This is a genomic window from Halomonas marinisediminis (genome assembly GCF_004347715.1).
Lineage (GTDB): Bacteria > Pseudomonadota > Gammaproteobacteria > Pseudomonadales > Halomonadaceae > Halomonas > Halomonas icarae.
Genome location: NZ_SLTR01000017.1, coordinates 1 through 23,493, shown reverse-complemented (window position 1 = coordinate 23,493; position 23,493 = coordinate 1). Strand labels below are relative to the sequence as shown.

The following is a 23,493-nucleotide window of genomic DNA, read 5'->3' as shown; positions in this document are numbered from 1 at the left end:
CCCATGGAACCCTTGCTGGCCGTCGCCATCGGCATCCTGTTCGCCGCCGCGATCTACATGATGCTGCGCCGCTCCATCGTCAAGCTGGTGATCGGACTGATGCTGCTCTCCAACGCCGCCAACCTGCTGATCTTCGCCACCGCCGGCATGAACCGCGGGGCACCACCGCTGGTGCCGCAGGGGCTCACCGCACCCGAGGGGGCCGTCGCCGACCCGTTGCCCCAGGCGCTGGTGCTTACCGCCATCGTTATCGCCTTCGGTGTGCTGTCGTTCGCCGTGGTGCTGGTGCGTCGCGCCTGGGAGGTCGTGCGTGCCGATGACCTGGACAAGATGAAGGATACCGACACGTGAACCCCGAGATCGCGCTGCCTATCCTGATTCCGCTGATGTCGGGCGCCGTGTCGCTGCTCTTCTGGCGTTCGCGCCCGATGCAACGGCTGGTCGCCGTGGGCGGCACCGTGGCATTGCTGCTGACCAGCGTCTGGCTGCTCGCCTCGGTGAGCCGTGAGGGCATCCTGGTGATGCACATGGGGGGCTGGGCGGCGCCCTTCGGCATCAGCCTGGTGGCCGACCTGCTGGGCGCCATCATGGTGGTGCTCACCGGTAGCATCGGCTTCGCGGTGGCCCTCTACTCGCTGGCCACCGCCGGGCGCGGCCACGAGGCCTACGGCTACTTCCCGCTGATGCATCTGCTGCTGGCCGGAGTGGCCGGCGCCTTCCTCACCGGCGACATCTTCAACCTCTACGTGTGGTTCGAGGTGATGCTGGTGGCCTCCTTCGCGCTGCTGATCCTCGGCAGCGAGAAGCCGCAGATGGAGGGGGCGATCAAGTACGTGACTCTCAATCTGCTCTCCTCGGTGATCTTCCTGATCGCCGTGGGGCTGCTCTACGGCATGGTGGGGACCCTCAACATGGCCGATATCGCCCGGCGCCTGGTCATGGTCGAGGAGCAGGGCATGGTGGATGCCCTGGCGATGATGTTCATGGTCGCCTTTGGTATCAAGGCGGCGGCCTTCCCGCTGTTCTTCTGGCTGCCGGCCTCCTATCACACCCCTCCGGTCGCGGTATCGGCACTCTTCGCGGGGCTGCTCACCAAGGTGGGGGTCTATGCGCTGTTCCGGGTCTTTACCCTGATCTTTCATCATAGCCCGGGCTACACCCACGAGATCCTGTTGTGGGGCGCGGGGCTGACCATGCTCTCAGGGGTGCTGGGCGCGGCGGCCCAGTTCGAGTTCCGACGCATCCTGTCGTTTCATATCGTCAGCCAGATCGGCTACATGATCCTCGGCCTGGCGCTCTTCACGCCTCTGGCGATCGTCGGCGGGGTCTTCTATATCATCCATCATATCATCGTGAAGACGAACCTCTTCCTGGTCAGCGGCATCGTCCACCGGCTGCGTGGCAGCTACCAGCTCAAGCACCTGGGTGGCTTCTATCGCAGCCATCCGTGGCTGGCGCTGTTGTTCCTGATTCCCGCCCTGTCGCTGGCTGGTATTCCGCCGCTGTCGGGGTTCTTCGCCAAGTTCATCGTGATCCGTGCCAGCATCGAGGCCGAGGCCTACGGGGTCACCACCATCGCCCTGCTGGTGGGGCTGCTCACGCTCTACTCCATGATCAAGATCTGGGCCGAGGTGTTCTGGAAGTCGGTGCCGCCGGAGGGGGACGTCGATCCCTATCCTGAGGTGCGCCAGCGCGAGCTGTGGCTGATGGTGGCGCCGGTGGCGGGGCTGGCGCTGTGTACTCTGTTCATCGGCCTCTACCCGGCGCCGATCCACGCCCTGGCCGAGGCCTCGGCGGCCCAGCTGCTGGACCCTCAGAGCTACATCCGGGCGGTGCTGGGGGCGCAGGTGGAGGGAGGGCCATGATCGGTGCGGCCTGGAACCTGCTGCTGGGGGGCGCCTGGGTAGTGCTCACTGGCCACTTCAGCGGCCTCAACCTGCTCGCCGGCCTGGTCTTCGGCTACCTGGTGCTGGCGCTGATCCAGCCCCAGGTACCGGCGCTGGCCGGCTATGCTCAGCGTCTGCCTCGGCTGGTGGGCTTCATCGGCTTCTTCGTCAAGGAGTTGGTGATGGCCAACCTCAAGGTGGCCTTCGATATCGTCACCCCACCCTGGTACATGAAGCCCGGGGTGATCGCCATGCCGCTCCAGGCACGCAGCGAGTTCGAGATCGCCTTCGTCGCCAACCTCATCTCGCTGACCCCGGGCACCCTGAGCCTGGACGTCTCCGACGATCGCCGAGTGCTCTATATCCACGCCATGTTCCTGGACGAAGAGGAGGAGCTGCGGCGCGATCTGGCGGAGCTGGAGCGCCGTGCCCTGATGCTGTTTCGCTGATAGCCATTAGCCATGCCGAGCCGTGAAGGAGGCTACCGATGTCGCCCATCATTCTGTTGAGCCTGGCGCTGATGTCGCTGGCACTTTGCCTCGCCTTCGTGCGCCTGTTCCGGGGGCCGACCCTGCCCGATCGGGTGGTGGCCCTGGAGCTCTTCTCGTCGATTCTGGTCGGTATCATCGGAGTGATGGCCATCGCCACCGACGTGGCCAGTCTGCTCGACGTCGCCATCGTCATGGCGCTGATGGCCTTTATGGCTGCCATCGGCTTTGCCCGCTTTCTGGAGCGAGGAGGGCCGCGGGATGACTGATATCGTCGGCGAAGGACTGGTTCTGGTCGGGGCGCTGTTTATGCTGTTGGCGGCGCTGGGGGTGGTACGCCTGCCCGACCTGCTCACCCGCATGCACGCCACCACCAAGGCCGCCACCCTGGGCGTCACCCTGATCATGTTGGCGGTGGCCATCCACTTCGCCCAGGCGGCGGTGGTGGCGCGGGCCTTCGGCGTGATCCTGTTTATCCTGATGACGGCACCTGTGGCTGCTCACGTGATTGGCCGTGCTGGTTACTTCGTCGGCTCGCGGCTGTGGGAGGGCACGGTCAAGGACGAGCTCAAGCCCCACTACGACCCCTTGACCCACGAGCTCAAGAGCGGCCGCGAGGGCGAGCGGCGCCCCGGGGAGTCCGACGTCCCCTGATTGGCTACCTAGACAACGCATGAGGCCGCCCGCGGGCGGGCTCATGCGTTGTGGGCAGATGATCAGTTTTATTTGTACATAAATTGTACTAATGTTGAAGCCGTGTTCATGATTGCCGAGGCCTCGCCATGCATCGCAAACCTCATTTGCCGCAGAAGTCCTGCCGGCACTGCGCCAGGCCCTTTACCTGGCGACGCAAGTGGGAGCGCTGCTGGCACGATGTGCGTTACTGCAGCGAACGTTGCCGCCGCGAAGCACGCCGTGGTGCGACCACCTTATGAGCCGGGTACTTGTGTGGCTGCGCGGCGACCTGCGCCTGGCCGATAATCCGCTGTTGCACTTCGAGCACCCGCCGGAGTCGTTGCTGTGTGTTTACGTGCTGGACCGCGATTGGCTGCGGGCGTTCGATGGCGGCGTCACGCGCATGGGACCCGCGCGGCTGCGTTTCCTGTGGGAAAGCCTGATCGCCCTGCGCGGTGAGCTATTGAGCCGTGGCAGCGACCTGCTGGTGCGCCTGGGCGATCCGGTGGCGGAGGTTGCGCGGCTGGTCGAGCGGCATCGCATCGATCAGGTGTCGGTGCGTCGCGATGCCGGCTGGGAAGAGTCGCAAGCGGTGTCGCGACTGGCCAGATGTCTCGACCCGGAGGTCAGGCTCTGGTGCCCAGACGGTGGCACGCTGTTCGATGAGACCCGGCTACCGATCGCTGTCGAGGCCCTGCCCCCAAGCTTCTCGGCCTTCCGCCGGCGGGCCGAGCGCCACTGGGTCGTGCCTTCCGCCATGCCGGCGCCGATTTCCCTGCCGCCCTGGCCCGAGACGGCGTCGCGCGGGCTGCCACCGCTGACCAGTGTATGCACCGAGGCTGCCGGCTGGCGCCCCGACCGCCGTGGCGAGTTCGACTTCGTCGGAGGCGAGGCGGCGGGGCGAGAGCGGCTCGCTCACTATCTGGCCCTTGGCGGCCCGGGCCGCTACAAGCAGACCCGCAACGGCCTTTGCGGGCCCGACTTCTCGACCCGGCTATCGCCCTGGCTAGCCCACGGCTGCCTTTCGGCGCGCCAGGTCCACGATGCGGTGCGCGCCTGGGAGAACCATCACGGCGCCAGCGACTCCAGTTACTGGATAGTGTTTGAGCTGCTGTGGCGCGACTATTTTCACTGGGCCGCCCATCAGGAGGGGGCGGCGCTGTATGGCCCACGGCCGTTGCCGGCGGTCAATGAGGCCCTCGAGACCTGGCGCCGTGGGCGCACCGGCATGCCCCTGGTGGATGCCGCCATGCGCGAGCTGGCCGCGACCGGCTGGTTGTCCAACCGGGCGCGTCAGAACGCGGCGAGCTACCTGGTGCATGAGCTGGGGGGCGACTGGCGCCTCGGCGCGGCCTGGTTCGAGCGCTGCCTGATCGACTACGATGCCGCCAGCAACTGGGGCAACTGGCGTTATGTGGCCGGCGTCGGACGCGACCGTCGTGGCCAGCGTTTCGATGTGTCATGGCAGGCCGAGCGCTACGACCCTCGGGGCCACTACGTGACCCGCTGGCTGTCGACCTGACGCCACTGCCTTCTTCATCGGCTGACCGCAGTGGTGACGGACTGTTATCTTGTGGTGCTCTGGCGGCTAGGCATCGCCCGAAGGTACTGGCGCGCAGGGCGCCATCTGCGCGATGATTCTCGCCTTCCGCCCACGCCAAGGAGAGCTTCATGCGACGGATAACAGTGACCAGCTGCCTGGCCCTTGCCCTGCTGGCCGGTTGCCAGAGTGGCCCGGCCCACGAGGCGCGAGCCGCCAACGATGCCGCCGAACCTTCCTCCGGCGGGGCCCACGAAGTGACCACCTCCCGGGATAAGGCGTCGGCGGTCGCCGAGAGCTTCGACAACTGGCTGGCTCGTTTCCGTCGCGAGGCCCGCGCCGAGGGCATCTCCGAGACAACCCTGGAGCGAGCCCTCGCCTCGCTGCGCTATCGCCCCAGGGTGATCGAGCTCGACCGTTCCCAGCCGGAGTTCGTACGCCCCATCTGGCAATATCTGGATACCGCGGTCTCCGCCCAGCGGGTCACCACCGGGCGTGCCCGCCTGGCCGAGCACCGCGACACCGCACGCCGCATGGAGCAGCGTTACGGGGTGCCGGCCGAGGTGATCGTGGCGATCTGGGGCATCGAGAGCAACTATGGCGGGAACTTCGGTGACTTCTCGACCCTGGAGGCGCTGGCAACCCTGGCCTATGACGGTCGGCGCCGGGACTTTGCGCGTGGCGAGCTGCTCGCCGCCCTGCGCATAATCGACGCCGGGGATATCGCCCCCGGGCGCATGCTGGGCTCCTGGGCCGGGGCCATGGGGCATACCCAGTTCATTCCCTCGAGCTTCGAGGCCTACGCTCGGGATGGTGACGGCGACGGGCGTCGCGATATCTGGGGCAGCATCCCCGACGTCATGGCTTCTACTGCCTACTATCTGGCGCGCGCCGGCTGGCGCGAGGGGGAGCCCTGGGGTGTCGAGGTGGTCCTGCCGGAGGGGTTCGACTATGCCCAGGCCGAGTCGTCCAACCGCCGTTCCTCCGCGGCCTGGTCCGCCCAGGGCGTGCGCCCCGCGGGGAAAGGCGCCTTGCCCACCTTTGATGAGGCCGCGGTGATCGTGCCCGCGGGGGCGAGAGGCCCCGCCTTCCTGGTGGGCCCCAACTTCCGTGTCATCCTGCGCTACAACAACGCCACCAGTTATGCGTTGGCCGTCGGTAATCTCGCCGACGAGATCGCGGGGCGTGACGGGGTCATCGGTGGCTGGCCACGCGACGAACAGCCTCTGGCACGCGCCGAGATCCGCGAGATGCAGCAGGCCCTCAATGCGCGCGGCTTCTCCGTGGGGGTGCCCGATGGCATTCTGGGGCCCAATACTCGACGTGGCCTGCGTGAGTACCAGGCGTCCATCGGTGAGATACCGGATGGCTTCGCGACCCGGCGACTGCTGGAGCGCCTGGCCCGCTGACTCGGCCATGCCCCTACCCACCAGAGGAGAAATAGGATGCGCATCAAGCCAATGCTGACGGCTGCCCTGGGGGCGGCCCTGCTGGTCACTTCGGTTCAGGCCGACGACAAGGTGTTCGGCTGGGTCGAGAAGGCCACCGTCGAGCCGTGGGGAGTGGAGGTAAAGGCCAAGCTCGACAGCGGCGCCCTGACCTCATCGCTGGATGCTCGCGAGATAGAGAACTTCGACAAGGATGGTGAGCCGTGGGTGCGCTTTCGCCTCAAGCTGGAGGATGAGGAGAGTGGTGAGCTGTTCAGCGAGCGCCTGGAGCTACCCCTCTTCCGTGACCTCAAGGTGCGCGGCGCCGGGGGGCGTGACGAGCGCCCGGTGGTGCTGATGAAGGTCTGTCTGGATGATACGATCTATGAGGAGCAGTTTGGCCTGCGCGATCGCGGTGAAATGCACTATCCGCTGCTGCTGGGGCGGCGCACCATCAGCCACCTGGGCCTGCTCGACGTGCGCGATACCTTTGTTACCGAGCCGCGCTGTGACCATGACTCCCGGGTCGTGGCGCATGACCCGGAAGAGAATGACGACTAGAGGCGGCGACTGACTAGAAGAGGCGTGCCAACAAGGCCGTTACCGCGGTCTCCACGCGCAGGATACGCTGCCCCAGGTGGATGCCCTCGCAGCCCGCCTCGAGCAGCCTTTCCACCTCCCAGGGGATGAAGCCGCCCTCCGGGCCCACCAGCAGCAGGGTGGGAGCCTCGACCCCCCGCGGGCAGGCACTGGGCATGCCGGGGTGGGCCAGCAGGCCGCGTCGGCCCTCCAGAAGGGCGGGCAGGCGACCCTCCACGAAAGGGCGAAAGCCCCTCTCCAGGGTGACCTCGGGCAGCAGGGTGTCCCGGGCCTGTTCCAGGCCCAGCACCAGATGATGGTGAATCTTCTCCGGGGTGAGTTCGGGCGACATCCAGTAGCTCTTCTCCACGCGGCGGGTGTGCAGCAGGGTGATCTGCTTGACCCCGAGTGCGGTGACATGCTCCAGGGTGCGCGCCAGCATGCGAGGGCGTGGCAGTGCCAGCACCAGGTGGACCGGAAGCGGTGGTGGTGGCGCCTGATCGAGAGGCGACAGGGCAAAGGTCGCCTCCTGGCCGCAGAGGGTGAGCAGTTCGCCCTGGCCGATATGACCACCAACCACGCCGAGGGTGAGGCGATCCCCCGGTGCGGCGCGATGCACCTCGCGCAGGTGCCGCAGCCGTCGCGGATCCCTCACCCGAGCCAGGCGGTCGTTCTCGATATCGTCGTGGGTCAGCAGGATCAGGTTCATGGGGCCTCGCGTTGGCGTCTTTGTCTTGCATGGTGGGTGTCGCGGTGCACAATGGTCCTGCAGGGGCAGTCGCCCCACCCATGCCGAATGAGGAGTAGCGCCGTGCGCGTGATTCGCAAGTATGCCAACCGCAGGCTCTATGATACCGAACAGAGCCGCTATGTGACCCTCGAGGATCTGCGAGGGCTGATCCTCGATGAGGTGCCGTTCCGCGTCGAGGACGCCAGGAGCGGTGAGGACCTGACTCGGACCATCCTGCTCTCGATCATCATCGAGCAGGAACAGGCCGATGGCGATGCCCAGGTGTTCTCCAATGACCTGCTGGCTCAGTTCATTCGTGTCTACGACATGGCCCAGCCGCTGCCGCTGTCACGCTATCTGGAACAGGGTACCAAGTTGATGCTGGAGCAGCAGCAGCGCATGCAGGATCAGTGGCAGCAAGCCATGCGTCACTCGCCCATGGACCTGATGCGTGACATGGCCGAGGAGAACATGCGCTTCTGGCAGAAGACCATCGGTCAGGCCACGGGCAACGGTAACAAGGGTGGCAAGGGCGACGATAACGAATCCTAGTCGCGTATCGCCACGCAGACTTCTCGACTTTCTGACATAATGCCGCCTCGATTTCCCATGCCGCATAGTCGGCCAGCAGCATGAAGGTGGATAGGATGAAGGTGCTGATCATCGGCGGCGGTGGCCGCGAACACGCCCTGGCCTGGAAGGTCGCTCAGTCACCCAAGGTGACAATGACCTATGTGGCACCGGGCAATGCCGGCAGCGCCCGGGAGCCGGGGCTGACCAATGTGGCCATCGCTGCGGATGACCTGGAGGGACTGCTGCTCTTCGCCCGGGATGCCGGCATTGATCTGACCATCGTTGGACCCGAGGCGCCGCTGGTGGCCGGCGTGGTGGACCGCTTCCGCGAGGCGGGCCTGGCGATCTTCGGTCCCACCGCCGGTGCCGCCCAGCTCGAGGGCTCCAAGGCCTTCACCAAGGACTTCCTGGCGCGCCACGCCATTCCCACCGCCGAGTACCGCACCTTCACCGCGGTGGCGCCGGCGCTGAACTATCTGCGTGAACAGGGCGCCCCCATCGTGATCAAGGCCGACGGGCTGGCGGCGGGCAAGGGCGTCATCGTCGCCATGAGCCTCGAGGAGGCCGAGGCGGCGGTGCGTGACATGCTCGAGGACAATGCCTTCGGTGATGCCGGCGCCCGTGTGGTGATCGAGGAGTTCCTCGACGGCGAAGAGGCCAGCTTTATCGTCATGGTCGATGGCGAAACCGTACTGCCCATGGCCACCAGCCAGGACCACAAGCGGGTCGGCGAAGGCGATAGCGGGCCCAACACCGGCGGCATGGGGGCCTATTCGCCGGCTCCGGTGGTCACCGCCGAGGTGCATGACCGGATCATGGAACGGGTGGTGCTACCGACGGTGCGTGGCATGGCCGAAGAGGGTCACTCCTACACCGGCTTCCTCTACGCCGGCCTGATGATCGATGCCGCGGGCAACCCCAAGGTGATCGAGTACAACTGCCGCTTCGGCGACCCCGAAACCCAGCCGATCATGCTGCGTCTGCGCTCCGACCTCGCCGAGCTCTGCCTGGCGGGTGCGCGGGGCGAGCTCTCCGGAATGGCCTGCGAGTGGGACGCGCGCGCCTCGGTAGGCGTGGTGCTCGCCGCCGGCGGCTACCCGGGCAGCTATCGCAAGGGTGATGTCATCGCAGGGCTCGAGGCCGCCGAGGCCACCGGCTGCAAGGTGTTTCATGCCGGCACCGCCGAACGAGATGGCCATACGGTGACCTCCGGCGGGCGAGTGCTCTGTGTCACCGCCCTGGGCGAGGGCGTGGCGGCCGCCGCCGAGAATGCCTATCAGGGGGTCGATGCCATCCGCTGGGAGGGGGCCTTCTGTCGCCGTGATATCGCCCACCGGGCCATTGCCCGGGAGCGTGGCGAGCGCTGAGTCGTCTGGCCGTTTCATAACAAGATCAACAGTGAGGAGGCGAGCATGGAGCGCGTCAGGCTTGAGTTTCCCGAGGCCGCCATCATCCATCGTCAGCCGCTGACGGTGCGAGTGACCGACATGAACTATGGCCGCCACCTGGGGCATGATGCCCTGGTGTCGCTGCTCCACGAGGCACGCATCCAGGCGCTGGCCTCACGGGGGCTGACCGAGTGGGATCTGGGCGGCTACCCGAGCGTGGTGGCCGACCTCGCCGTGCAGTACCAGTCCGAGGCGCGCTGGCCCGACGCCCTGGTGGTGGAGACGGCGATCCCCACCCCGCGCGGCAAGGCGCTCACCGTCTTTCAGCGGGTGTGTCATGCCGAGGGGGGGCGGCCGGTGGCCACGGCGCGCCTCAACCTGCTGCTGGTGGACCCCGAGGCCGGCCGCCCGGTGACGGTGCCCGAGGCGGTGAAGGCGGCTTTCGCCGGGACAGGAGGGTCCTGATGTCCCGTGAATACCCGATCATCGCCGTGACCGGCTCCTCGGGGGCCGGCACCACCACCGTCAGGCGCACCTTCGAGCGCATGTTCGCCCGGGAGGATGTGCATGCCGCCTTCGTCGATGGCGATGCCTTTCACCGCTATACCCGTGAAGAGCTGGCGCGAACCTTCCGCGAGGCGCCCGACAAGGGGGAGCTGTCCCACTTCGCCGTGGAGGCCAATCTGCTCGAGGAGCTCGAGACGCTGTTCCAGGAGTATGGCGATAGCGGGAGTGGTACCTATCGTCAGTACATTCACGCCGAAGACAAGCAGATGATCGAGGCGGGGTACCAGATCGGCACCTTCACCGAGTGGCAACCCCTGGCCTGTGGTACCGATCTGCTGTTCTACGAGGGGCTGCATGGCGGCCTGGTCACGCCCGAGCACGATATCGCTCGCCACGTCGATCTGCTGGTGGGCGTGGCGCCGACCATGAACCTGGAGTGGATCCAGAAGATCGATCGCGACACCAGGCTGCGCGGCTACTCGCAGGAGGCGGTGATCGACACCATCCTGGGGCGCATGGACGACTATGTGCGCTATATCCAGCCGCAGTTCTCGCGTACCCATATCAACTTCCAGCGGGTGCCGACGGTGGATACCTCCAACCCCTTCGAGGTGCAGGATATCCCCTCGGATGCCGAGTCCTTCGCGGTGATTCGTTTCCGCGAACCGTCCACGGTGGACTTTCCCTATCTGCTGGCGATGATTCCGGATGCCTTCATGAGCCGCCCGCATACCTTGGTGGTGCCCGGAGCGCGGGTCTCCCTGGCCATGGAGCTGATCCTGGGGCCGCTGGTGCGCCACCTGCTGGCCCAGCGGCGCTTCCGCTGACCGCGACCATCCTCACGAGGAGAGCCGAGATGGAGTGCCTGTTCTGCAAGATCGTGGCGGGCGAGATCCCCGTCGAGATCGTCTATGAAGATGACCAGGTGGTGGCCTTCGAGGATATCAATCCCCAGGCACCGACCCACCTGCTGATCATTCCCAGGAAGCATATCGCGACCCTCAACGATATCGAGGAGGGCGATCTGGCGCTGGTGGGGCGCCTGCAGTTCACCGCCGCCCGTCTGGCGCAGGCGCGCGGCTTCGCCGAGGAGGGCTATCGAGTGGTGATGAACTGCAATGACCAGGGCGGCCAGACGGTCTATCATATTCACATGCACCTGATGGGCGGCCGACGCTTTACCTGGCCGGCTGGGTAGTCGGCGTTCCTGCGGGCAACCGCGCGATCTACGGTGTTCGGCGCATCAGGTGCATTCCGGGTGTTTCAGCCCTCTAGGTCGTCTTGGTTACGTCGTCTTCGATGATGGTATAGGAGTGGGACATCTCGACCCCGCCCCTGGCCAGCATGATCGAGGCGCTGCAGTACTTCTCGGCGGAGAGCTCCACGGCTCGTGCTACCTGCTTCTCCTTAAGTCCCTTGCCGGACACGGTAAAGTGGACGTGAATCGACGTGAACACGCTGGGCGTGGCGTCGGCGCGTTCGGCCTCGATGCTGGCCACGCAGTCACTGACATCGGCGCGGGCCTTCTCGAGGATATTGAGTACATCGAAGGAGGCGCAGGCGCCCATGCCCATCAGCAGCATCTCCATGGGGCGTGGGCCGGTGTTGCGGCCACCATGGTCGGGCGGCCCGTCGATGACCACACTATGGCCGCTTCCCGATTCGGCGACGAACTGACGACCGTCGGTCCATTTCACTGTGGCTTTCATGTCTCGAGTTTCCTTGTGTGTCTCTTGCAGCCTAATCGTGGCTGTTCCGAGGAGTCGCCCCGGCGCCCCTGGCTTTGGGCTTGTTGTAGCTGCGGTGGAAAGGATGATCAGCATACCAGCTGTATCGAGTGGGCTCAGCTTCACCCATGCGAAGCTATCCGCTCGAGGCTGTTCCGGTGGCTAGCCTGCGAGGGGGCGCTGTGAATACGTCCCTGTACGCTACCTCGGCCTTCCATGGTCCTCGGACCCCCTCTTAGGCCAGCCCCCGGCGCCTCTCGCTTAGTTTCGTGGGAGGTTTGATGCCAGTTCCTTGTCCAGCTTTGTCAGCCTCTCCGGCGTGCCCACATCGACCCATTGGCCGCGGTGGTGGTGACCGGCCACGCGGCCTGCGGCCATGGCGCGTCGCAGCAGCGGCGCCAGGGCGAAGGCGCCAGGAGGCTCGTCGGCCACCAGCGCCGGGTCGAGCAGGCTAATGCCCGAGAAGGTCAGCCGCGGCTCACCCTGGGAGTGCACCCGGCCATCGGCGTCGAGGTGGAAATCGCCGTTTGGGTGATGCTCGGGATTGTCCACCAGTACCAGCCGCGCCAGTTCATCGTCGCCGAGCGCGGGCAGTGTGGTTGGGTCGAGGTCGCACCAGATATCCCCGTTGACCAGCAGGAAGGGCTGAGTGCCAAGCAGCGGCAGCGCCCGCTGGATGCCGCCGCCGGTTTCCAGGGGCGTCTCCTCCCGGCTCCAGGCGATGGAAACCCCGTAAGTGCTGCCATCCCCGAGCGCCTCGATGATCTGTTCGGCGCGATAGCTGACGTTGATCACGACCTCATGGATGCCCGCCGCGCGCAGTCGCTCGAGGTGATGAACGATTAGTGGCTTGTTGCCCACCCGCAGCAGCGGTTTGGGGCAGTGGTCGGTGAGCGGTCGCATGCGGGTGCCGAGGCCGGCGGCCAGGATCATCGCCTTCATGCGCTCGCCTCCAGCCGGGTGACCAGGGCCGGCCGGAAGGTGTCGGACAGCCAGGTCTTGAAGGCGTCGTGTCCCTCCAGGCCCGCCAGGCTGTCCTCGAGGTGATCGAGGAAGTGGGGCAGGCGCTCGAGATAGCCCGGCTTCCGATCGCGCAGGGTCAGGCGGCAGAAGATGCCCAGGACCTTGAGCGAGCGCTGGGCGGCCATGGCGTTGGCCTGGGCCAAGAAGTCGGCCTGCGTGGTGCGGGAGGGGAGGCGGCCGTCGGCGATCGCGCGGCACCGGAAGGCCTCGACCCAGGCGGCGAAGCGCGGCGCGTCGAAGCGGCAGTAGCGGCCGCGCAGCAGCGACACCAGATCGTAGTTGAGCGGGCCGGCGACGGCGTCCTGGAAATCGATCAACACCAGGGCGTCATCGCGAACCATCAGGTTCATGGCATCGAAGTCGCGGTGCACGGTGACCACCGGTTGGGTCAGCGCCTGCGCCACCAGGGCCTGGCGTAACGCCGACCAGCCTACCGGTGTTTCCAGCCCAAGCCATTCGCCCAGGCACCATTCGGGGAAGAGCTCCAGCTCACGCTCGAGCAGGGCGGCATCGAAGCGTGGCAGGGTCCCGGGCCCGGCGTGATTCTGTAGATCATGGAGCAGCGCCATGGCGCGCTCGTGCCAGGTCAGCGTCTCGGCGGCGTCGTCGAAGCAGTGCTGCAGTGGCGTATTCCCGAGGTCCTCCAGTTCGATAAATCCCGCCTCCAGGTCGACCGAGTAGAGGTGCGGCACCGGGAGCCCGGCGGCTTCCCAGCGACGAGCGATGGCCACGAAGGGACTGCTATCCTCCTGGTCGGGTGGAGCATCCATCAGAATGCGGGTGGTGCCATCGGGCAGGGTAAGCCGGTAGTAGTCGCGGAAGCTGGCGTCACCGGCGGCCAGGCGCAGCTCGAAGGCATCGGGCGCCAGGGCGTGGCACTCGGCGGCCCAGCGGATGAGCCGTTCGTGGCGCGATGCGTCAGAGGCGGCGTCGATCATTGATGAGGCTCCAGTCGGTATGTCCGGTTGACGGTCGTGGGCAGGCACCGCATGCTGGGCGCTGCGTCGTCACCGCCGGCAGGACAGGCCGACGGCGGCCTGTATAATAGCGTTTCACCCCGCCAAGGACATCGACCAACATGGGCAAGCGACTCTCATGGACAGCCCTCGCGGGCCTGGTGACCGCGGCGTTTGCCGGAGGTCCGCTGCAGGCGGCTCCCCCGGAGTCGCTGCCTGCCGAACAGCTGGACTTTCAAGCCTGGGGCGACGAGCGCCCCGCGGATGCCCGATGTCGCGGGCGGTATGTGATGCCCGGCTATCGCCTGCCGCCGCCGGAGCCCGGCAAAGTGGCCAGCGAGTCGTCCAGCGCCCACTACGGCGAGGATGGTGAGACCCTGCTGCGGGGCGAGGTTGTGCTGCGCCGCGACACCGCCCAGCTCGAGACCCCGGAGGTGCGCGTGCCCCCCAGTCGGGAGCGTGCCTACGCCGAGGGCCCCATGGCATTGCGCGACCAGGGGCTGCTGGTGCGGGGCAGTGCCGCCGAGCTCTCGCTGGTCAACGATGCGGCGAGCATCGACGAGGCCCACTATGTGGTTCACGACCAGCGCCTGCGTGGGGATGCCGAGCGCCTGGCTCGCCTCGAGGATGGCCGCTACCGGCTCTCCTCGGCGAGCTTCACCACCTGCGACCCGGGCGACAATCTATGGCGCCTGGTGGGCGGTGATGTCGTGCTCGACCGGGAGAGCGGATTCGGTACCGCCCGCCATGCCCGGCTGGAGGTGAAGGATGTACCGGTCTTCTACTGGCCTTGGGTACGCTTTCCCATCGATGATCGCCGGCATACCGGTTTCCTGTGGCCCACGGTGGGCTTCTCCAGCGACTCGCTGGACTATGCCCAGCCCTTCTACTGGAATATCGCCCCGGACCAGGACGCCACCATCACGCCGCGCTGGATCAGCGACAGCGGGCTACTGCTGGGTGGCCAGTACCGCTATCTGTTCCCTTCCGCGGCCGGTCAGGTCGAGGGCGCCTGGCTGGGCAGCGACGATGCCGGCAGCAGCGACAACCCCAATGATCCACCGCGGCGCTTCGAGGGCGAGGAGCGCTGGTACCTCGACTATCGCCATGCCGGCACCCTGGACCCCCGCACCCACTATCGGCTGCGCTACGGTGCGGCCAGCGATGGTCGCTACTTCGATGATTTCGGCAGTGACTTCGCCGAGCAGAACACCTCGGCGATGCCACGGCTGGCCCAGATCGATTACCGCGGCGACACCTGGCGCCTCGATGCTCGCGCCCAGGGGTTCCAGAAGCTCGATGACCCGCTGCTGGAGCAGGACAAGCCCTTCTATCGCCTGCCCAGCCTCAGCGCTTCTGCCCGCTGGCGTCAGGAGAGCGGCTTCTATCAGCAGTGGCGAAGCAACTACAGCTACTTCTGGCGCGACATCGACGAGACAGCGTTGCCGAATAATGAGCATTTTGATCGTGAGGCAGCCACCGGCTCCCGGCTGCATCTGTCGCCGGCCCTGGGCTGGCGCTTCGACGCGAGCTGGGGCCACCTGGAGCCGCGACTCGAGTGGCTGGGTACCGCCTATGAGCTGGACTACGGTAACCGTGACGTCGGCGATCGCGATACCAGCCTGACCCGCAGCGTGCCGGTCACCTCCGTGGATGCCGGCCTGGTCTTCGAGCGTGAGCTCGACCTGGGCGGCCGTGGTTATCGCCAGACGCTGGAGCCGAGGGCCAACTACGCCTATGTGCCGGCCCGGGACCAGAGTGACTTCCCCGACTTCGACACCAGCGAGCGCGCCTTCTCCTGGGGCCAGCTGTGGTCGCCCCACCGCTTCTCGGGCAGCGATCGGGTCGGTGACCTCAACCGCCTCTCCCTGGGCGTGGCGTCGCGCCTGCTGGAGGATGGCAGCGGCCGCCAGCGCCTCTCCCTGGGGCTGGGGCAGGCGCTCTACTTCGAGGATCGCACGATCGACATGGCGGGCAACCCCGACGAGCTGCCGGCCAATGGTGCCGATCGCTATCGCGCCACCCGGGATCGCTCGCCGCTGGTGGCGAATGCCGACTGGCAGGTCACCGAACGCTGGCGTACCCGCTGGCAGTGGCTCTATGACGACGACCGGGAGCGTACCGAGCGTACCGGGGTCGACCTGCAGTATCGCTCGCCCCAGGGGCATGCATTGAACCTCGGCTACCACTGGGAGCTCGAAGGCTTCGACCCCTCGCTGGATCGGACCGACGATGACTTCCGTGACTACGATCGCGAGGAGTATGACGTCTCGTTTGCGTGGCAGGCCGGCCGGAGCCTCGACCTGATCGGCCGCCTGCTCTACGACAATACCAACGACCGCTCCCTGGAGCAGCTGGCCGGGGTGCAGTGGAACGACTGCTGCTACGGCGTGCAGCTGGTGTGGCGCGAGTGGATCGATGACAACGACACCGGCGCCGTGACCGATGACTTCACCGACCGCGGGATCTTCCTGCGCTTCGTGTTCAAGGGGCTCGGCGGCGTGGGCCGCGAGGCCGACAGCTACTTCGAGGAGGCCATTCCCGGCTACCGCAGCACCGCCTTCTAGGCCGGGTTGGCCCGTTAGAGAGGAATGATGAAAGGACAGCACACCATGCGTAGTCGCCGCACCCCCCTCCTGGCCGCCGGCCTGGCGATGGCGCTGGGCCTCGCCGTGGTGCCGTTCGGCACCCAGGCCCAGGAATTCACCTCCAGCCAGCGCCAGGCCCTGGATCATATCGTGGCGGTGGTCAACGAGGGGGCGATCATGCATAGCCAGCTCGAGGAGCGTATCGCCCAGGTGCGCAGCCAGATGAGCGCCCAGCAGCAGGAGCTTCCCCCGGAAAGGGTGCTGCGCGAACAGATCCTGGAGCAGATGATCCTCGAGGAGATCCAGTGGCAGATGGCCGAGGAGTCCGGCCTCACGGTGGACGACACCGAGCTCAATCGTCAGGTGCGTGGCATCGCCGAGCGCAATGGCATGAGCCTGGAGCAGTTTGCCGACGCCCTGGAGGCCGATGGCCTGACGCTGGCCAGCGTGCGGGAGGAGATCCGTCGCGAAATCACGCTGCGCCAGCTTCAGCAGCGTCGTGTCGGCAGCCGAGTCACTCTCTCCGAGCGGGAGGTGGAGCGCTTCATGGCGCAGCAGGGCGCCACCCGTGAGCAGGCCCAGCAGGCCCTCTTTCAGCGCAAGGCCAACGCCGAGCTCGAAGCCTGGCTACAGGAGATCCGCTCCCAGGCCTTCGTCGACAATCGCCTCGACGCACGCTGATGACGACGCCAGGCATGCCGCTGTTGGCGCTGACGACCGGCGAGCCGGCCGGTATCGGCCCGGATCTCGTCCTGAGACTGGCCGCCGAGGGGGTTGATGATGCGCGGGTGGTGGCCGTGGGGGATCCCGCGCTGCTTGCCGAGCGCGCCTCCCGGCTGGGCCTTGCCATCGAGCTGCTCCAGGCGGCACCCGGCGAGGAGGTGCCATCGGTGGCCCCCGGCCAGCTTCCGGTATGGCCCGTGACGCTGCGTGAGCCGGCCCGACCGGGAGTGCTGGCGCCACACAACGCGGCCTATGTACTCGAGACCCTGGATGTGGCCATCGATGCCTGTCGGGCGGGGCACGCTCAGGGCATGGTCACCGCGCCGCTGCACAAGGGTGTGATCCTCGATGCGGGGCATGCCGGGTTTACCGGCCACACCGAGTATCTCCGTGATGCCTGCGGTGTCGAGGAGGTGGTGATGATGCTCGCCACCGATGCCGCCCTGCATGCCGAGCGGCCTGACTGGGCGGAGGGGGCATCACTGCGAGTGGCGCTGGCCACCACCCACCTGCCGTTGCGCGACGTGGCCGAGGCCACCACTGCGGAGCGTCTGACACGGGTGCTGCGCATTCTCGACGCCGATCTGAGGCGCTGGTTCGGGGTGGCCACGCCGCGCATCGCGGTGTGCGGGCTCAACCCCCATGCCGGGGAGGGGGGCCACCTGGGGCGCGAGGAGATCGAGGTGATCGAACCGACCCTGGCCGCACTGCGCGACGAGGGGTTGACCCTCGATGGCCCGCTGCCCGCCGATACCCTGTTTACCCCACGGCACCTGGCGGGCGTCGATGCGGTGCTGGCCATGTATCATGACCAGGGCCTGCCGGTACTCAAGTATGCTGGGTTCGGCCGGGCCGCCAATATCACCCTGGGGCTGCCGCTGGTGCGTACCTCGGTGGATCACGGCACCGCCCTGGATCTGGCCGGCACGGGCCGCGCCGACCCGGGTAGCCTGCGGGTCGCCGTGGCCCTGGCCGCGGAGATGGCCGGCCGCGGTGCGTGAAGCTTAACGAAAACGAGTGTCGCTCGAGGGGCGTCGGGGACAGGTCGAAGCGGAGGTCCGATTCCAGGGAAGGAATCGGTAGCGTACAGGGAGGTATTCACAGCGCCTCCGCGAAGGGCCTGTCGCCGGGTCAGCCCCGAGAAAGCGGCACTGCGATATTTGGACTATTTAGTGATAGAAGGACACTCCTGAATGGCATCTCGCCCCCCGGTTCATCAGGCCCGCAAGCGCTTCGGACAGAACTTTCTGCGCGACCGCGGCATCATCTCTCGCATCGTGCGGGCCATCGGGCCGCGCCCCGGCCAGCGCATCGTGGAGATCGGCCCCGGCCAGGGGGCGCTCACCGAGCCGTTGCTGGAGGCCGCCGACGGACGCCTGGAGGTGATCGAGCTCGACCGTGACCTGATTCCCGGCTTGCGCGTTCAGTTCTTCAACTATCCCGACTTCGTGATCCATGAGGGCGACGCCCTCAAGGTCGATTTTCGCGCCCTGCGCGGTGAGGGCGAGCCGCTGCGGGTGGTCGGCAACCTGCCCTACAATATCTCGACCCCGCTGATTGCCCACCTGCTCCAGGCCGGCGATGCCGTCGCCGACATGCACTTCATGCTGCAGAAGGAAGTGGTGGAGCGCCTTGCCGCCGAGCCAGGCGGTGCCGACTGGGGGCGGCTCTCGGTGATGGCCCAGTATCGCTGTCGGGTGGAGTCACTGTTCGTGGTCCCGCCGGAAGCCTTCGTGCCGCGGCCCAAGGTGGATTCCGCCATCGTGCGGTTGACGCCCCATGCCGAGTTGCCCCATCCGGCCCGCGATGAAGCGCTGCTGGCCACGATCGTCAAGGAGGCGTTCGGCCAGCGTCGCAAGACCCTGCGCAACAACCTCAAGGGGCGCATCACCGCCGACGAGCTCGAGGCGCTGGGGATCGACCCCGCGAGGCGCCCTCAGACCCTCAGCGTGGAGGAGTTCGTGTCGATTGCCGATCACCTGACCCAGGCCACCGGGGAGGCGCGCCCATGAGCGACCGAGCCTCAGGCGATGATCCCGTGATGACCGAGGGGGTGGCCGTCAACGTCGAGGTCGAACCGGAGTTTCGCCCCGAGGAGTCCGCTCCCGAGGAGGAGCGTTATGTGTTCAGCTACACCGTGACGGTGCACAACGCCTCGCGTCATAGCATCCAGCTGATGGCACGTCACTGGACCATCACCCAGGGCAGCGGCAAGGTTCAGGACGTGCGAGGCAAGGGGGTGGTGGGGCAGCAGCCGGTGATTGCCCCCGGCCAGCACTTTCGCTATACCAGTCGCGCCATCCTCGATGGACCGGTGGGGGTGATGCAGGGCGAGTACACCTGCGTCGATACCGCCACCCAGCGCCCCTTCGAGGTGCCCATTGCCCCCTTCCGGCTGGCCGGGCCCAACCAGGTCCACTGAATTCGCGGCAGCCGAACCACAAGCTGCGTCCGAACCATCAACAGGGAGCGTCCATGACGACCTATGCCATCGGCGACCTTCAGGGGTGTCACGCAGAGTTCGTCGAGCTGCTCGAGACCCTCGGCTTCGATCCGCGTCGCGACCGGCTGTGGCTGGCCGGCGATCTGGTCAATCGTGGCCCGGGGTCACTGGACTGCCTGCGCGAGGTCGAGGCCCTGGGAGACGCCGCCCTGACGGTGCTCGGCAACCATGACCTCCACCTGCTGGCGGTGGCTCGAGGGGGCGCCACGCTCAATCGCAAGGATACCCTCGATGCCATCCTCGCCGCCCCGGATCGCGAGCGACTGCTCGACTGGCTTCAGTCACGCCCACTGCTGGTGCGTGAGACGCTGGGCGGTGAGGATACCCTGATGACCCATGCCGGACTGCTGCCCCGATGGTCGCCGGACCAGGCCGAGAGGCTCGCCGCCGAGGTGGAGGTGATGCTCACCGGTGAACAGGCCGGGGGCTTTCTCGAGCGCATGTATGGCAATGCGCCGGATTGCTGGCGCGATGACCTCGAGGGCATCGATCGCCTGCGTGCCATCGTCAACGTGCTCACCCGCATGCGCTTCATCGATGCCGAGGGCCGGCTGGACTTCGCCGCCAAGGAGGGGCTCGACAGTGCCCCGGCGGGGTTCGCTCCCTGGTTCCGTTATCCGCGTGGCGACGCTACTCGGCTCGTCTTCGGTCACTGGGCGGCCCTCCAGGGCGAGACGCCGGGCAGCCGTGTCAATGCCTGCGCGCTGGACACCGGCTGTGTATGGGGTGGCTCCCTGACGGCCCTGGACCTCGAACGCGGCGAGCGCATCAGCGTGCCCAGCCGGCGGCGATAAGCGCGGCGGCACCGTTTCTATCCTGATCCCTCACAAGCCGTTTATCCTGAACCGCTTACAACCCCGACATGAGGCGTGCCATGAGCTTCCAGCATCTCGATACCCCCACTCTCAAGGCCTGGCTCGATGAGGGCCGGGAGACGGCGCTGGTGGATATCCGCGACGCCCTGAGCTTCGCCCAGGGCCATATTCCCGGCAGTCGCCGGCTCGACAACGAGTCGGTAGGCGAGTTCGTCGAGGCGACGCCCGCGGAGCGGCCGGTGGTGGTGGTCTGTTACCACGGTCACTCCAGCCAGCAGGCGGCGGCCTGGCTGGCCGGCCAGGGCTTTGCCGAGGTCTACAGTCTCGATGGCGGCTTTACCGACTGGCAGCTGCGCCATCCCGATCGAGTGGAGGCCTGAGCGTGGCGGGGTCGTGTGATCCGGCCGTGGCAGGGCTAAGGGTCTATCGGGTAGGTGGGGCGGTGCGCGATGCACACCTCGGCTGGCCGGTCACCGATACCGACTGGGTGGTGGTCGGGGCCACCCCCGAGGCCCTGCGTCGGCGCGGATTCAGGCCCGTGGGACGTGACTTTCCGGTCTTTCTCCACCCCCGAACCCACGAGGAGTACGCCCTGGCGCGCACCGAGCGCAAGGCCGGCCATGGCTATACCGGCTTCGAGGTGCATGCCAGCCCCGAGGTGACCCTGGAGGAGGATCTGGCGCGCCGTGACCTGACCATCAACGCCATGGCCGAGACCCTGGAGGGCGAGCTGGTGGACCCCTATGCCGGCCTCGCCGACCTGGAGGCGCGGGTGTTGCGCCATGTCTCGCCGGCCTTCGTGGAGGATCCGCTGCGGGTGTTGCGTACCGCGCGTTTCCTGGCCCGCTATGCGGGCCTCGGTTTCACCATCGCCGAGGAGACTCGGGAGCTGATGCGCCAGCTGGTGCAGAGCGGAGAGCTCGCCCATCTGGTGGCCGAGCGAGTGTGGGTCGAGACCGAGAAGGCACTGGCCGAGCCCTGGCCCGAGGTCTACTTTCAGACACTCGATGAGTGCGGCGCCCTGGCGGAGCTGATGCCGGCGCTGGTGGCCGACCGTGAAGCGCTGGACGCGGCCCTGGGCCGACTGCATCGCCTACCCGAGGAGGGGGAGGGCGAGGCGCTGGCCTGTTGGCGCTGGGCGCGCCTGGTGGAGCATCTGGGCGAGGCGGAGCGAGCCGAGTTGGCCGAGCGCCTGCGTCAGCCCAGGGCCTTTGCCGACCTGGCTCGCCAGGTGGCGCAGACTCGGGCGCTGGTCGCGGCGTCGCGTCTGGTGCCTGCGACGGGTGACGAGATCCTCGCCTGGCTGGATCGCATCGATGCCTGGCGACGTGGCGAACGGGTGATGCCGTTGATCAGCCTGGTGAGCCTGGAGGCGCCGGTGCTGGCCGAGGAGCTGGCCCTGGGCTGGCGGCTGGCCGCCCAGGTGCTGCCGAAGGCGCTGGTGGAGGAGGGCTTCAAGGGCCGCGAGCTGGGCCTGGAGCTTGCCCGTCGACGCCGTGAGGTGATCGATGCCGCCCTGGGCAGTGAATAAGCTCGCCGCCGGTCGGCGGGCTAGTCGGTCGCTTGGTCCGGGCTCGATATCCTGCGCCCGGCCCAGATGAAGGATACCGGCCAGAGCCGCTGGTCACCCGCGTCGAAGCGGTGCCAGAGGGAGGCGTAGGTCTCCTGGCTCACGGGATGTCGCGCCTCGGGTAGCAGCTCGGCCAGGGGCTGCAGGACGAAGGCGTGGTGGGTGATCTCGCCGCGTGGCAGGCTGACCCCGCCGTGCTCGCCGCTGAGCTCACCCACGGTGAGCAGGTCCACATCCAGGGTGCGGGGGCTGAACTTGGGGCTCTCTTCGCGCCGGCCATTGGCGAATTCCAGGCGCTTGCACCAGGCCTGCAGCTCTGCAACCGAGGCGTCACTTTCGAAGGCCGCCACCAGGTTGTAGAAGTTGCGTCCATCCTCGAAGCCTACCGGTTCACTCTCGAACACGCGCGAGACACGCAGGTTCTCGAAGGAGGCCGCCAGGGCGTCCAGGCAGACGCGTACATGGTGGTCGCGCTCGATATTGCTGCCGATGCTGACCGTGACCAGCGCCATCACGACACTCCCGGGCGCACGCCGCGCTCGATGCTGACGCCCACCGCGGCAGCGGCCGCCACGGCGCCGGGCTTGCGCACGACCAGGCGCAGCCAGGCGATGCCGAACTCCTCGCGCAGGGTCGCGGCCAGTCGCTCGGCGAAGGTCTCCACCAGGGCGAAGTCGTGGGCGGCAGCGAAGGCCTGGATGCGCTCGCTGATGGCGGCGTAGTCGAGGGTCTGGGCGATATCATCGTCCGCCGCGGCGGGACGAATATCGGTGGCCAGCTCGAGGTCGAGTACCAGGCGCTGGGTGATGTTGCGCTCCCAGTCGTAGACGCCGATCACGGTGTCGACGGCGAGGGACTCTATCAGCACTAGATCCATGGTGGCTTCCGGGCGGGTGCAGGGGGAATGGGGCGAGATTGTACGCGAGCCGCGCCGTGTGGAATACCTCGGTTGCTGGGCAGTCCGAAGCGGGACTGTCAGAATGGCCGAGTTCCCGTTGCAGGAGGGGCGGCCGTGGAGGCGCCACTGATCTCGCTATTGCCGCTGGTGGTGCTGGGTTACCTCAGCGGCAGCTGGCTCGGCGCGCTTACCGTCTGCCGGCTGGCGGGCGTGGGCGACCCGCGCCTGGCGGGCTCCTTCAATCCGGGCTTCTCCAATGTGCTGCGCCTGCATGGGCGCTGGCTGGCGCTGGCGACCCTGCTGGTGGATGCCGTCAAGGGCATGCCGGTACTGGTGGGGGCGATTCTGCTGGGGTTGCCGCCCTGGGCCCAGGGGGTGGTGGGCCTCGCCGTGCTGCTGGGCCACAGCTATCCGGTCTGGCATCGCCTGCGCGGTGGCAAGGCGGTGGCCAGTGCCTTTGGTGTGATGCTGGTGCTGACCCCGGGAGTGGCGCTGGTGTGTGCCACGCTATGGGGGTTGCTCGCCTGGCGGGTACGAACCGCCGCGGTAGCGTCGCTGGCCAGTGCCGCCGCCGCCCCTCTGGCCAGCCTGTGGCTCGCGCCGGATTATGTGGGCGTGGTGATCGCCTTTACCCTGCTGGTGCTGGGCCGCCATATTCTCAATATCCAGCGCCTCGGGCGCGGCGATGAGCCACCCTTGTAAGCCACAAGCTTGAAGAGCGTCGCTTCGCTCCTGGAGGCTTGAAGAGTGACCTTGCCACACGATGTGGCGAATTCAAGCTGTTGTCCAGCTTCCAGCTTCCAGCTTCCAGCTTACGGCTTACGGCTTGTTTAGAGTATCCATCGGCCAGCGCGGCACGGCCTGCATCGCGCCAGGCTCGTCGTGTTCGCCCGCCAG

General features: G+C 67.1%; 29 protein-coding genes. 23 read left to right on the top strand and 6 right to left on the bottom strand.

Features of this window, described 5'->3' with window-relative positions; genetic code table 11:
• The first annotated feature begins 3 nt into the window (after positions 1–3).
• The 9 genes from E0702_RS12295 to rloA3 all read left to right on the top strand — a co-directional run bounded on the left by E0702_RS12295 (position 4) and on the right by rloA3 (position 6,577).
• Positions 4–351: a Na+/H+ antiporter subunit C gene (locus tag E0702_RS12295; protein ID WP_132044266.1), complete on the top strand. Its 348-nt coding sequence runs from the start codon at positions 4–6 to the stop codon at positions 349–351.
• Positions 348–1,865 (top strand): Na+/H+ antiporter subunit D, encoded by a 1,518-nt coding sequence (locus tag E0702_RS12290; RefSeq protein WP_132044264.1) that lies wholly within the window; start codon positions 348–350, stop codon positions 1,863–1,865. The genes E0702_RS12295 and E0702_RS12290 overlap by 4 nt, the downstream gene beginning before the upstream one ends.
• Complete coding sequence (locus E0702_RS12285) at positions 1,862–2,335, top strand: Na+/H+ antiporter subunit E (protein WP_132044262.1); 474 nt, start codon at positions 1,862–1,864, stop codon at positions 2,333–2,335. The genes E0702_RS12290 and E0702_RS12285 overlap by 4 nt, the downstream gene beginning before the upstream one ends.
• Before the next feature lie 38 nt (positions 2,336–2,373).
• Complete coding sequence (locus tag E0702_RS12280; protein WP_132044260.1) at positions 2,374–2,643, top strand: monovalent cation/H+ antiporter complex subunit F; 270 nt, start codon at positions 2,374–2,376, stop codon at positions 2,641–2,643.
• Entirely contained in the window at positions 2,636–3,028 is a 393-nt protein-coding gene (gene mnhG, locus E0702_RS12275) for a monovalent cation/H(+) antiporter subunit G (protein WP_132044258.1), read from the top strand. Before E0702_RS12280 ends, mnhG begins: the two co-directional genes overlap by 8 nt.
• A 128-nt stretch (positions 3,029–3,156) precedes the next feature.
• Positions 3,157–3,309 (top strand): DUF2256 domain-containing protein, encoded by a 153-nt coding sequence (locus tag E0702_RS12270; RefSeq protein WP_132044256.1) that lies wholly within the window; start codon positions 3,157–3,159, stop codon positions 3,307–3,309.
• On the top strand, positions 3,306–4,571 hold the full coding sequence (locus E0702_RS12265) for a DASH family cryptochrome (RefSeq protein ID WP_132044254.1): 1,266 nt from the start codon (positions 3,306–3,308) through the stop codon (positions 4,569–4,571). The genes E0702_RS12270 and E0702_RS12265 overlap by 4 nt, the downstream gene beginning before the upstream one ends.
• A 149-nt stretch (positions 4,572–4,720) precedes the next feature.
• Positions 4,721–5,998 carry a lytic murein transglycosylase gene (locus tag E0702_RS12260; RefSeq protein WP_132044252.1) on the top strand — a complete coding sequence of 426 codons (1,278 nt, stop codon included), beginning with the start codon at positions 4,721–4,723 and terminating at the stop codon, positions 5,996–5,998.
• Between the two features lie 36 nt (positions 5,999–6,034).
• Positions 6,035–6,577: a retropepsin-like aspartic peptidase RloA3 gene (rloA3, locus tag E0702_RS12255; protein WP_132044250.1), complete on the top strand. Its 543-nt coding sequence runs from the start codon at positions 6,035–6,037 to the stop codon at positions 6,575–6,577.
• 13 nt (positions 6,578–6,590) lie between these two features.
• On the opposite strand, the gene E0702_RS12250 is transcribed toward rloA3, so the two are convergent.
• Positions 6,591–7,304 (bottom strand): 16S rRNA (uracil(1498)-N(3))-methyltransferase, encoded by a 714-nt coding sequence (locus E0702_RS12250; RefSeq protein ID WP_132044248.1) that lies wholly within the window; start codon positions 7,302–7,304, stop codon positions 6,591–6,593.
• 102 nt (positions 7,305–7,406) lie between these two features.
• Between E0702_RS12250 and phaR the strand changes: the two genes are divergently transcribed.
• From phaR to E0702_RS12225, 5 genes are all read left to right on the top strand, one after another.
• Complete coding sequence (gene phaR / locus E0702_RS12245; protein WP_132044246.1) at positions 7,407–7,877, top strand: polyhydroxyalkanoate synthesis repressor PhaR; 471 nt, start codon at positions 7,407–7,409, stop codon at positions 7,875–7,877.
• 95 nt (positions 7,878–7,972) lie between these two features.
• Positions 7,973–9,265, top strand: a complete 1,293-nt coding sequence (gene purD / locus E0702_RS12240) for a phosphoribosylamine--glycine ligase (RefSeq protein ID WP_132044244.1) — start codon at positions 7,973–7,975, stop codon at positions 9,263–9,265.
• 45 nt (positions 9,266–9,310) lie between these two features.
• Positions 9,311–9,751, top strand: a complete 441-nt coding sequence (locus E0702_RS12235) for an acyl-CoA thioesterase (RefSeq protein WP_132044242.1) — start codon at positions 9,311–9,313, stop codon at positions 9,749–9,751.
• Positions 9,751–10,620, top strand: coding sequence for a phosphoribulokinase (locus tag E0702_RS12230; protein ID WP_132044240.1), 870 nt, complete (start codon positions 9,751–9,753; stop codon positions 10,618–10,620). The genes E0702_RS12235 and E0702_RS12230 overlap by 1 nt, the downstream gene beginning before the upstream one ends.
• 29 nt (positions 10,621–10,649) lie before the next feature.
• Positions 10,650–10,991 carry a histidine triad nucleotide-binding protein gene (locus E0702_RS12225; protein ID WP_132044238.1) on the top strand — a complete coding sequence of 114 codons (342 nt, stop codon included), beginning with the start codon at positions 10,650–10,652 and terminating at the stop codon, positions 10,989–10,991.
• A gap of 73 nt (positions 10,992–11,064) precedes the next feature.
• On the opposite strand, the gene E0702_RS12220 is transcribed toward E0702_RS12225, so the two are convergent.
• The 3 genes from E0702_RS12220 to E0702_RS12210 form a co-directional block, all read right to left on the bottom strand.
• Positions 11,065–11,502 carry an OsmC family protein gene (locus tag E0702_RS12220; protein WP_132044236.1) on the bottom strand — a complete coding sequence of 146 codons (438 nt, stop codon included), beginning with the start codon at positions 11,500–11,502 and terminating at the stop codon, positions 11,065–11,067.
• A 279-nt stretch (positions 11,503–11,781) separates the two neighbouring features.
• Entirely contained in the window at positions 11,782–12,462 is a 681-nt protein-coding gene (gene murU, locus E0702_RS12215; protein WP_132044235.1) for an N-acetylmuramate alpha-1-phosphate uridylyltransferase MurU, read from the bottom strand.
• Complete coding sequence (locus tag E0702_RS12210; protein WP_132044233.1) at positions 12,459–13,481, bottom strand: aminoglycoside phosphotransferase family protein; 1,023 nt, start codon at positions 13,479–13,481, stop codon at positions 12,459–12,461. Before E0702_RS12210 ends, murU begins: the two co-directional genes overlap by 4 nt.
• A gap of 140 nt (positions 13,482–13,621) precedes the next feature.
• Here E0702_RS12210 and E0702_RS12205 point away from each other — a divergent pair, with 140 nt between their 5' ends.
• The 8 genes from E0702_RS12205 (at position 13,622) to E0702_RS12170 (ending at position 21,659) form a co-directional block, all read left to right on the top strand.
• Positions 13,622–16,066: an LPS-assembly protein LptD gene (locus E0702_RS12205; RefSeq protein WP_132044231.1), complete on the top strand. Its 2,445-nt coding sequence runs from the start codon at positions 13,622–13,624 to the stop codon at positions 16,064–16,066.
• A 45-nt stretch (positions 16,067–16,111) separates the two neighbouring features.
• Positions 16,112–16,768, top strand: a complete 657-nt coding sequence (locus E0702_RS12200; protein WP_132044229.1) for a SurA N-terminal domain-containing protein — start codon at positions 16,112–16,114, stop codon at positions 16,766–16,768.
• Entirely contained in the window at positions 16,768–17,811 is a 1,044-nt protein-coding gene (gene pdxA / locus E0702_RS12195; protein WP_132044227.1) for a 4-hydroxythreonine-4-phosphate dehydrogenase PdxA, read from the top strand. Before E0702_RS12200 ends, pdxA begins: the two co-directional genes overlap by 1 nt.
• Positions 17,812–18,003: 192 nt before the next feature.
• Positions 18,004–18,822 (top strand): 16S rRNA (adenine(1518)-N(6)/adenine(1519)-N(6))-dimethyltransferase RsmA, encoded by an 819-nt coding sequence (gene rsmA / locus E0702_RS12190; protein WP_132044225.1) that lies wholly within the window; start codon positions 18,004–18,006, stop codon positions 18,820–18,822.
• Positions 18,819–19,232, top strand: a complete 414-nt coding sequence (gene apaG, locus E0702_RS12185; protein ID WP_439952333.1) for a Co2+/Mg2+ efflux protein ApaG — start codon at positions 18,819–18,821, stop codon at positions 19,230–19,232. The genes rsmA and apaG overlap by 4 nt, the downstream gene beginning before the upstream one ends.
• A gap of 53 nt (positions 19,233–19,285) precedes the next feature.
• On the top strand, positions 19,286–20,107 hold the full coding sequence (locus E0702_RS12180; protein WP_132044223.1) for a symmetrical bis(5'-nucleosyl)-tetraphosphatase: 822 nt from the start codon (positions 19,286–19,288) through the stop codon (positions 20,105–20,107).
• Between the two features lie 80 nt (positions 20,108–20,187).
• The gene (gene glpE, locus E0702_RS12175; RefSeq protein WP_132044221.1) at positions 20,188–20,508 is read left to right on the top strand and encodes a thiosulfate sulfurtransferase GlpE; all 321 of its coding nucleotides are present in this window, start codon (positions 20,188–20,190) and stop codon (positions 20,506–20,508) included.
• A 62-nt stretch (positions 20,509–20,570) separates the two neighbouring features.
• Positions 20,571–21,659 carry a polynucleotide adenylyltransferase gene (locus tag E0702_RS12170; protein WP_439952332.1) on the top strand — a complete coding sequence of 363 codons (1,089 nt, stop codon included), beginning with the start codon at positions 20,571–20,573 and terminating at the stop codon, positions 21,657–21,659.
• 20 nt (positions 21,660–21,679) lie between these two features.
• On the opposite strand, the gene folK is transcribed toward E0702_RS12170, so the two are convergent.
• Together folK and folB are read right to left on the bottom strand one after the other, a co-directional pair.
• Positions 21,680–22,210 carry a 2-amino-4-hydroxy-6-hydroxymethyldihydropteridine diphosphokinase gene (folK, locus tag E0702_RS12165; protein ID WP_132044217.1) on the bottom strand — a complete coding sequence of 177 codons (531 nt, stop codon included), beginning with the start codon at positions 22,208–22,210 and terminating at the stop codon, positions 21,680–21,682.
• Complete coding sequence (gene folB / locus E0702_RS12160; protein ID WP_132044215.1) at positions 22,210–22,575, bottom strand: dihydroneopterin aldolase; 366 nt, start codon at positions 22,573–22,575, stop codon at positions 22,210–22,212. The genes folK and folB overlap by 1 nt, the downstream gene beginning before the upstream one ends.
• A 135-nt stretch (positions 22,576–22,710) precedes the next feature.
• Between folB and E0702_RS12155 the strand changes: the two genes are divergently transcribed.
• Positions 22,711–23,298 (top strand): glycerol-3-phosphate acyltransferase, encoded by a 588-nt coding sequence (locus tag E0702_RS12155; protein WP_439952331.1) that lies wholly within the window; start codon positions 22,711–22,713, stop codon positions 23,296–23,298.
• The last annotated feature ends 195 nt before the right edge of the window (positions 23,299–23,493 follow it).

What these genes read in the sequence shown, in the direction of transcription:
- mnhG (WP_132044258.1), top strand. Translation starts at nt 2,636, where the DNA reads ATGACTGATATCGTCGGCGAAGGACTGGTTCTGGTCGGGGCGCTGTTT.
- folK (WP_132044217.1), bottom strand. Translation starts at nt 22,210, where the DNA reads ATGGCGCTGGTCACGGTCAGCATCGGCAGCAATATCGAGCGCGACCAC.
- folB (WP_132044215.1), bottom strand. Translation starts at nt 22,575, where the DNA reads ATGGATCTAGTGCTGATAGAGTCCCTCGCCGTCGACACCGTGATCGGC.
- E0702_RS12235 (WP_132044242.1), top strand. Translation starts at nt 9,311, where the DNA reads ATGGAGCGCGTCAGGCTTGAGTTTCCCGAGGCCGCCATCATCCATCGT.
- E0702_RS12220 (WP_132044236.1), bottom strand. Translation starts at nt 11,502, where the DNA reads ATGAAAGCCACAGTGAAATGGACCGACGGTCGTCAGTTCGTCGCCGAA.
- E0702_RS12200 (WP_132044229.1), top strand. Translation starts at nt 16,112, where the DNA reads ATGCGTAGTCGCCGCACCCCCCTCCTGGCCGCCGGCCTGGCGATGGCG.
- E0702_RS12265 (WP_132044254.1), top strand. Translation starts at nt 3,306, where the DNA reads ATGAGCCGGGTACTTGTGTGGCTGCGCGGCGACCTGCGCCTGGCCGAT.
- E0702_RS12205 (WP_132044231.1), top strand. Translation starts at nt 13,622, where the DNA reads ATGGGCAAGCGACTCTCATGGACAGCCCTCGCGGGCCTGGTGACCGCG.
- E0702_RS12225 (WP_132044238.1), top strand. Translation starts at nt 10,650, where the DNA reads ATGGAGTGCCTGTTCTGCAAGATCGTGGCGGGCGAGATCCCCGTCGAG.
- glpE (WP_132044221.1), top strand. Translation starts at nt 20,188, where the DNA reads ATGAGCTTCCAGCATCTCGATACCCCCACTCTCAAGGCCTGGCTCGAT.
- E0702_RS12280 (WP_132044260.1), top strand. Translation starts at nt 2,374, where the DNA reads ATGTCGCCCATCATTCTGTTGAGCCTGGCGCTGATGTCGCTGGCACTT.
- E0702_RS12250 (WP_132044248.1), bottom strand. Translation starts at nt 7,304, where the DNA reads ATGAACCTGATCCTGCTGACCCACGACGATATCGAGAACGACCGCCTG.
- apaG (WP_439952333.1), top strand. Translation starts at nt 18,819, where the DNA reads ATGAGCGACCGAGCCTCAGGCGATGATCCCGTGATGACCGAGGGGGTG.
- rsmA (WP_132044225.1), top strand. Translation starts at nt 18,004, where the DNA reads ATGGCATCTCGCCCCCCGGTTCATCAGGCCCGCAAGCGCTTCGGACAG.
- E0702_RS12270 (WP_132044256.1), top strand. Translation starts at nt 3,157, where the DNA reads ATGCATCGCAAACCTCATTTGCCGCAGAAGTCCTGCCGGCACTGCGCC.
- E0702_RS12210 (WP_132044233.1), bottom strand. Translation starts at nt 13,481, where the DNA reads ATGATCGACGCCGCCTCTGACGCATCGCGCCACGAACGGCTCATCCGC.
- purD (WP_132044244.1), top strand. Translation starts at nt 7,973, where the DNA reads ATGAAGGTGCTGATCATCGGCGGCGGTGGCCGCGAACACGCCCTGGCC.
- E0702_RS12285 (WP_132044262.1), top strand. Translation starts at nt 1,862, where the DNA reads ATGATCGGTGCGGCCTGGAACCTGCTGCTGGGGGGCGCCTGGGTAGTG.
- rloA3 (WP_132044250.1), top strand. Translation starts at nt 6,035, where the DNA reads ATGCGCATCAAGCCAATGCTGACGGCTGCCCTGGGGGCGGCCCTGCTG.
- murU (WP_132044235.1), bottom strand. Translation starts at nt 12,462, where the DNA reads ATGAAGGCGATGATCCTGGCCGCCGGCCTCGGCACCCGCATGCGACCG.
- E0702_RS12230 (WP_132044240.1), top strand. Translation starts at nt 9,751, where the DNA reads ATGTCCCGTGAATACCCGATCATCGCCGTGACCGGCTCCTCGGGGGCC.
- E0702_RS12260 (WP_132044252.1), top strand. Translation starts at nt 4,721, where the DNA reads ATGCGACGGATAACAGTGACCAGCTGCCTGGCCCTTGCCCTGCTGGCC.
- E0702_RS12295 (WP_132044266.1), top strand. Translation starts at nt 4, where the DNA reads ATGGAACCCTTGCTGGCCGTCGCCATCGGCATCCTGTTCGCCGCCGCG.
- E0702_RS12180 (WP_132044223.1), top strand. Translation starts at nt 19,286, where the DNA reads ATGACGACCTATGCCATCGGCGACCTTCAGGGGTGTCACGCAGAGTTC.
- pdxA (WP_132044227.1), top strand. Translation starts at nt 16,768, where the DNA reads ATGACGACGCCAGGCATGCCGCTGTTGGCGCTGACGACCGGCGAGCCG.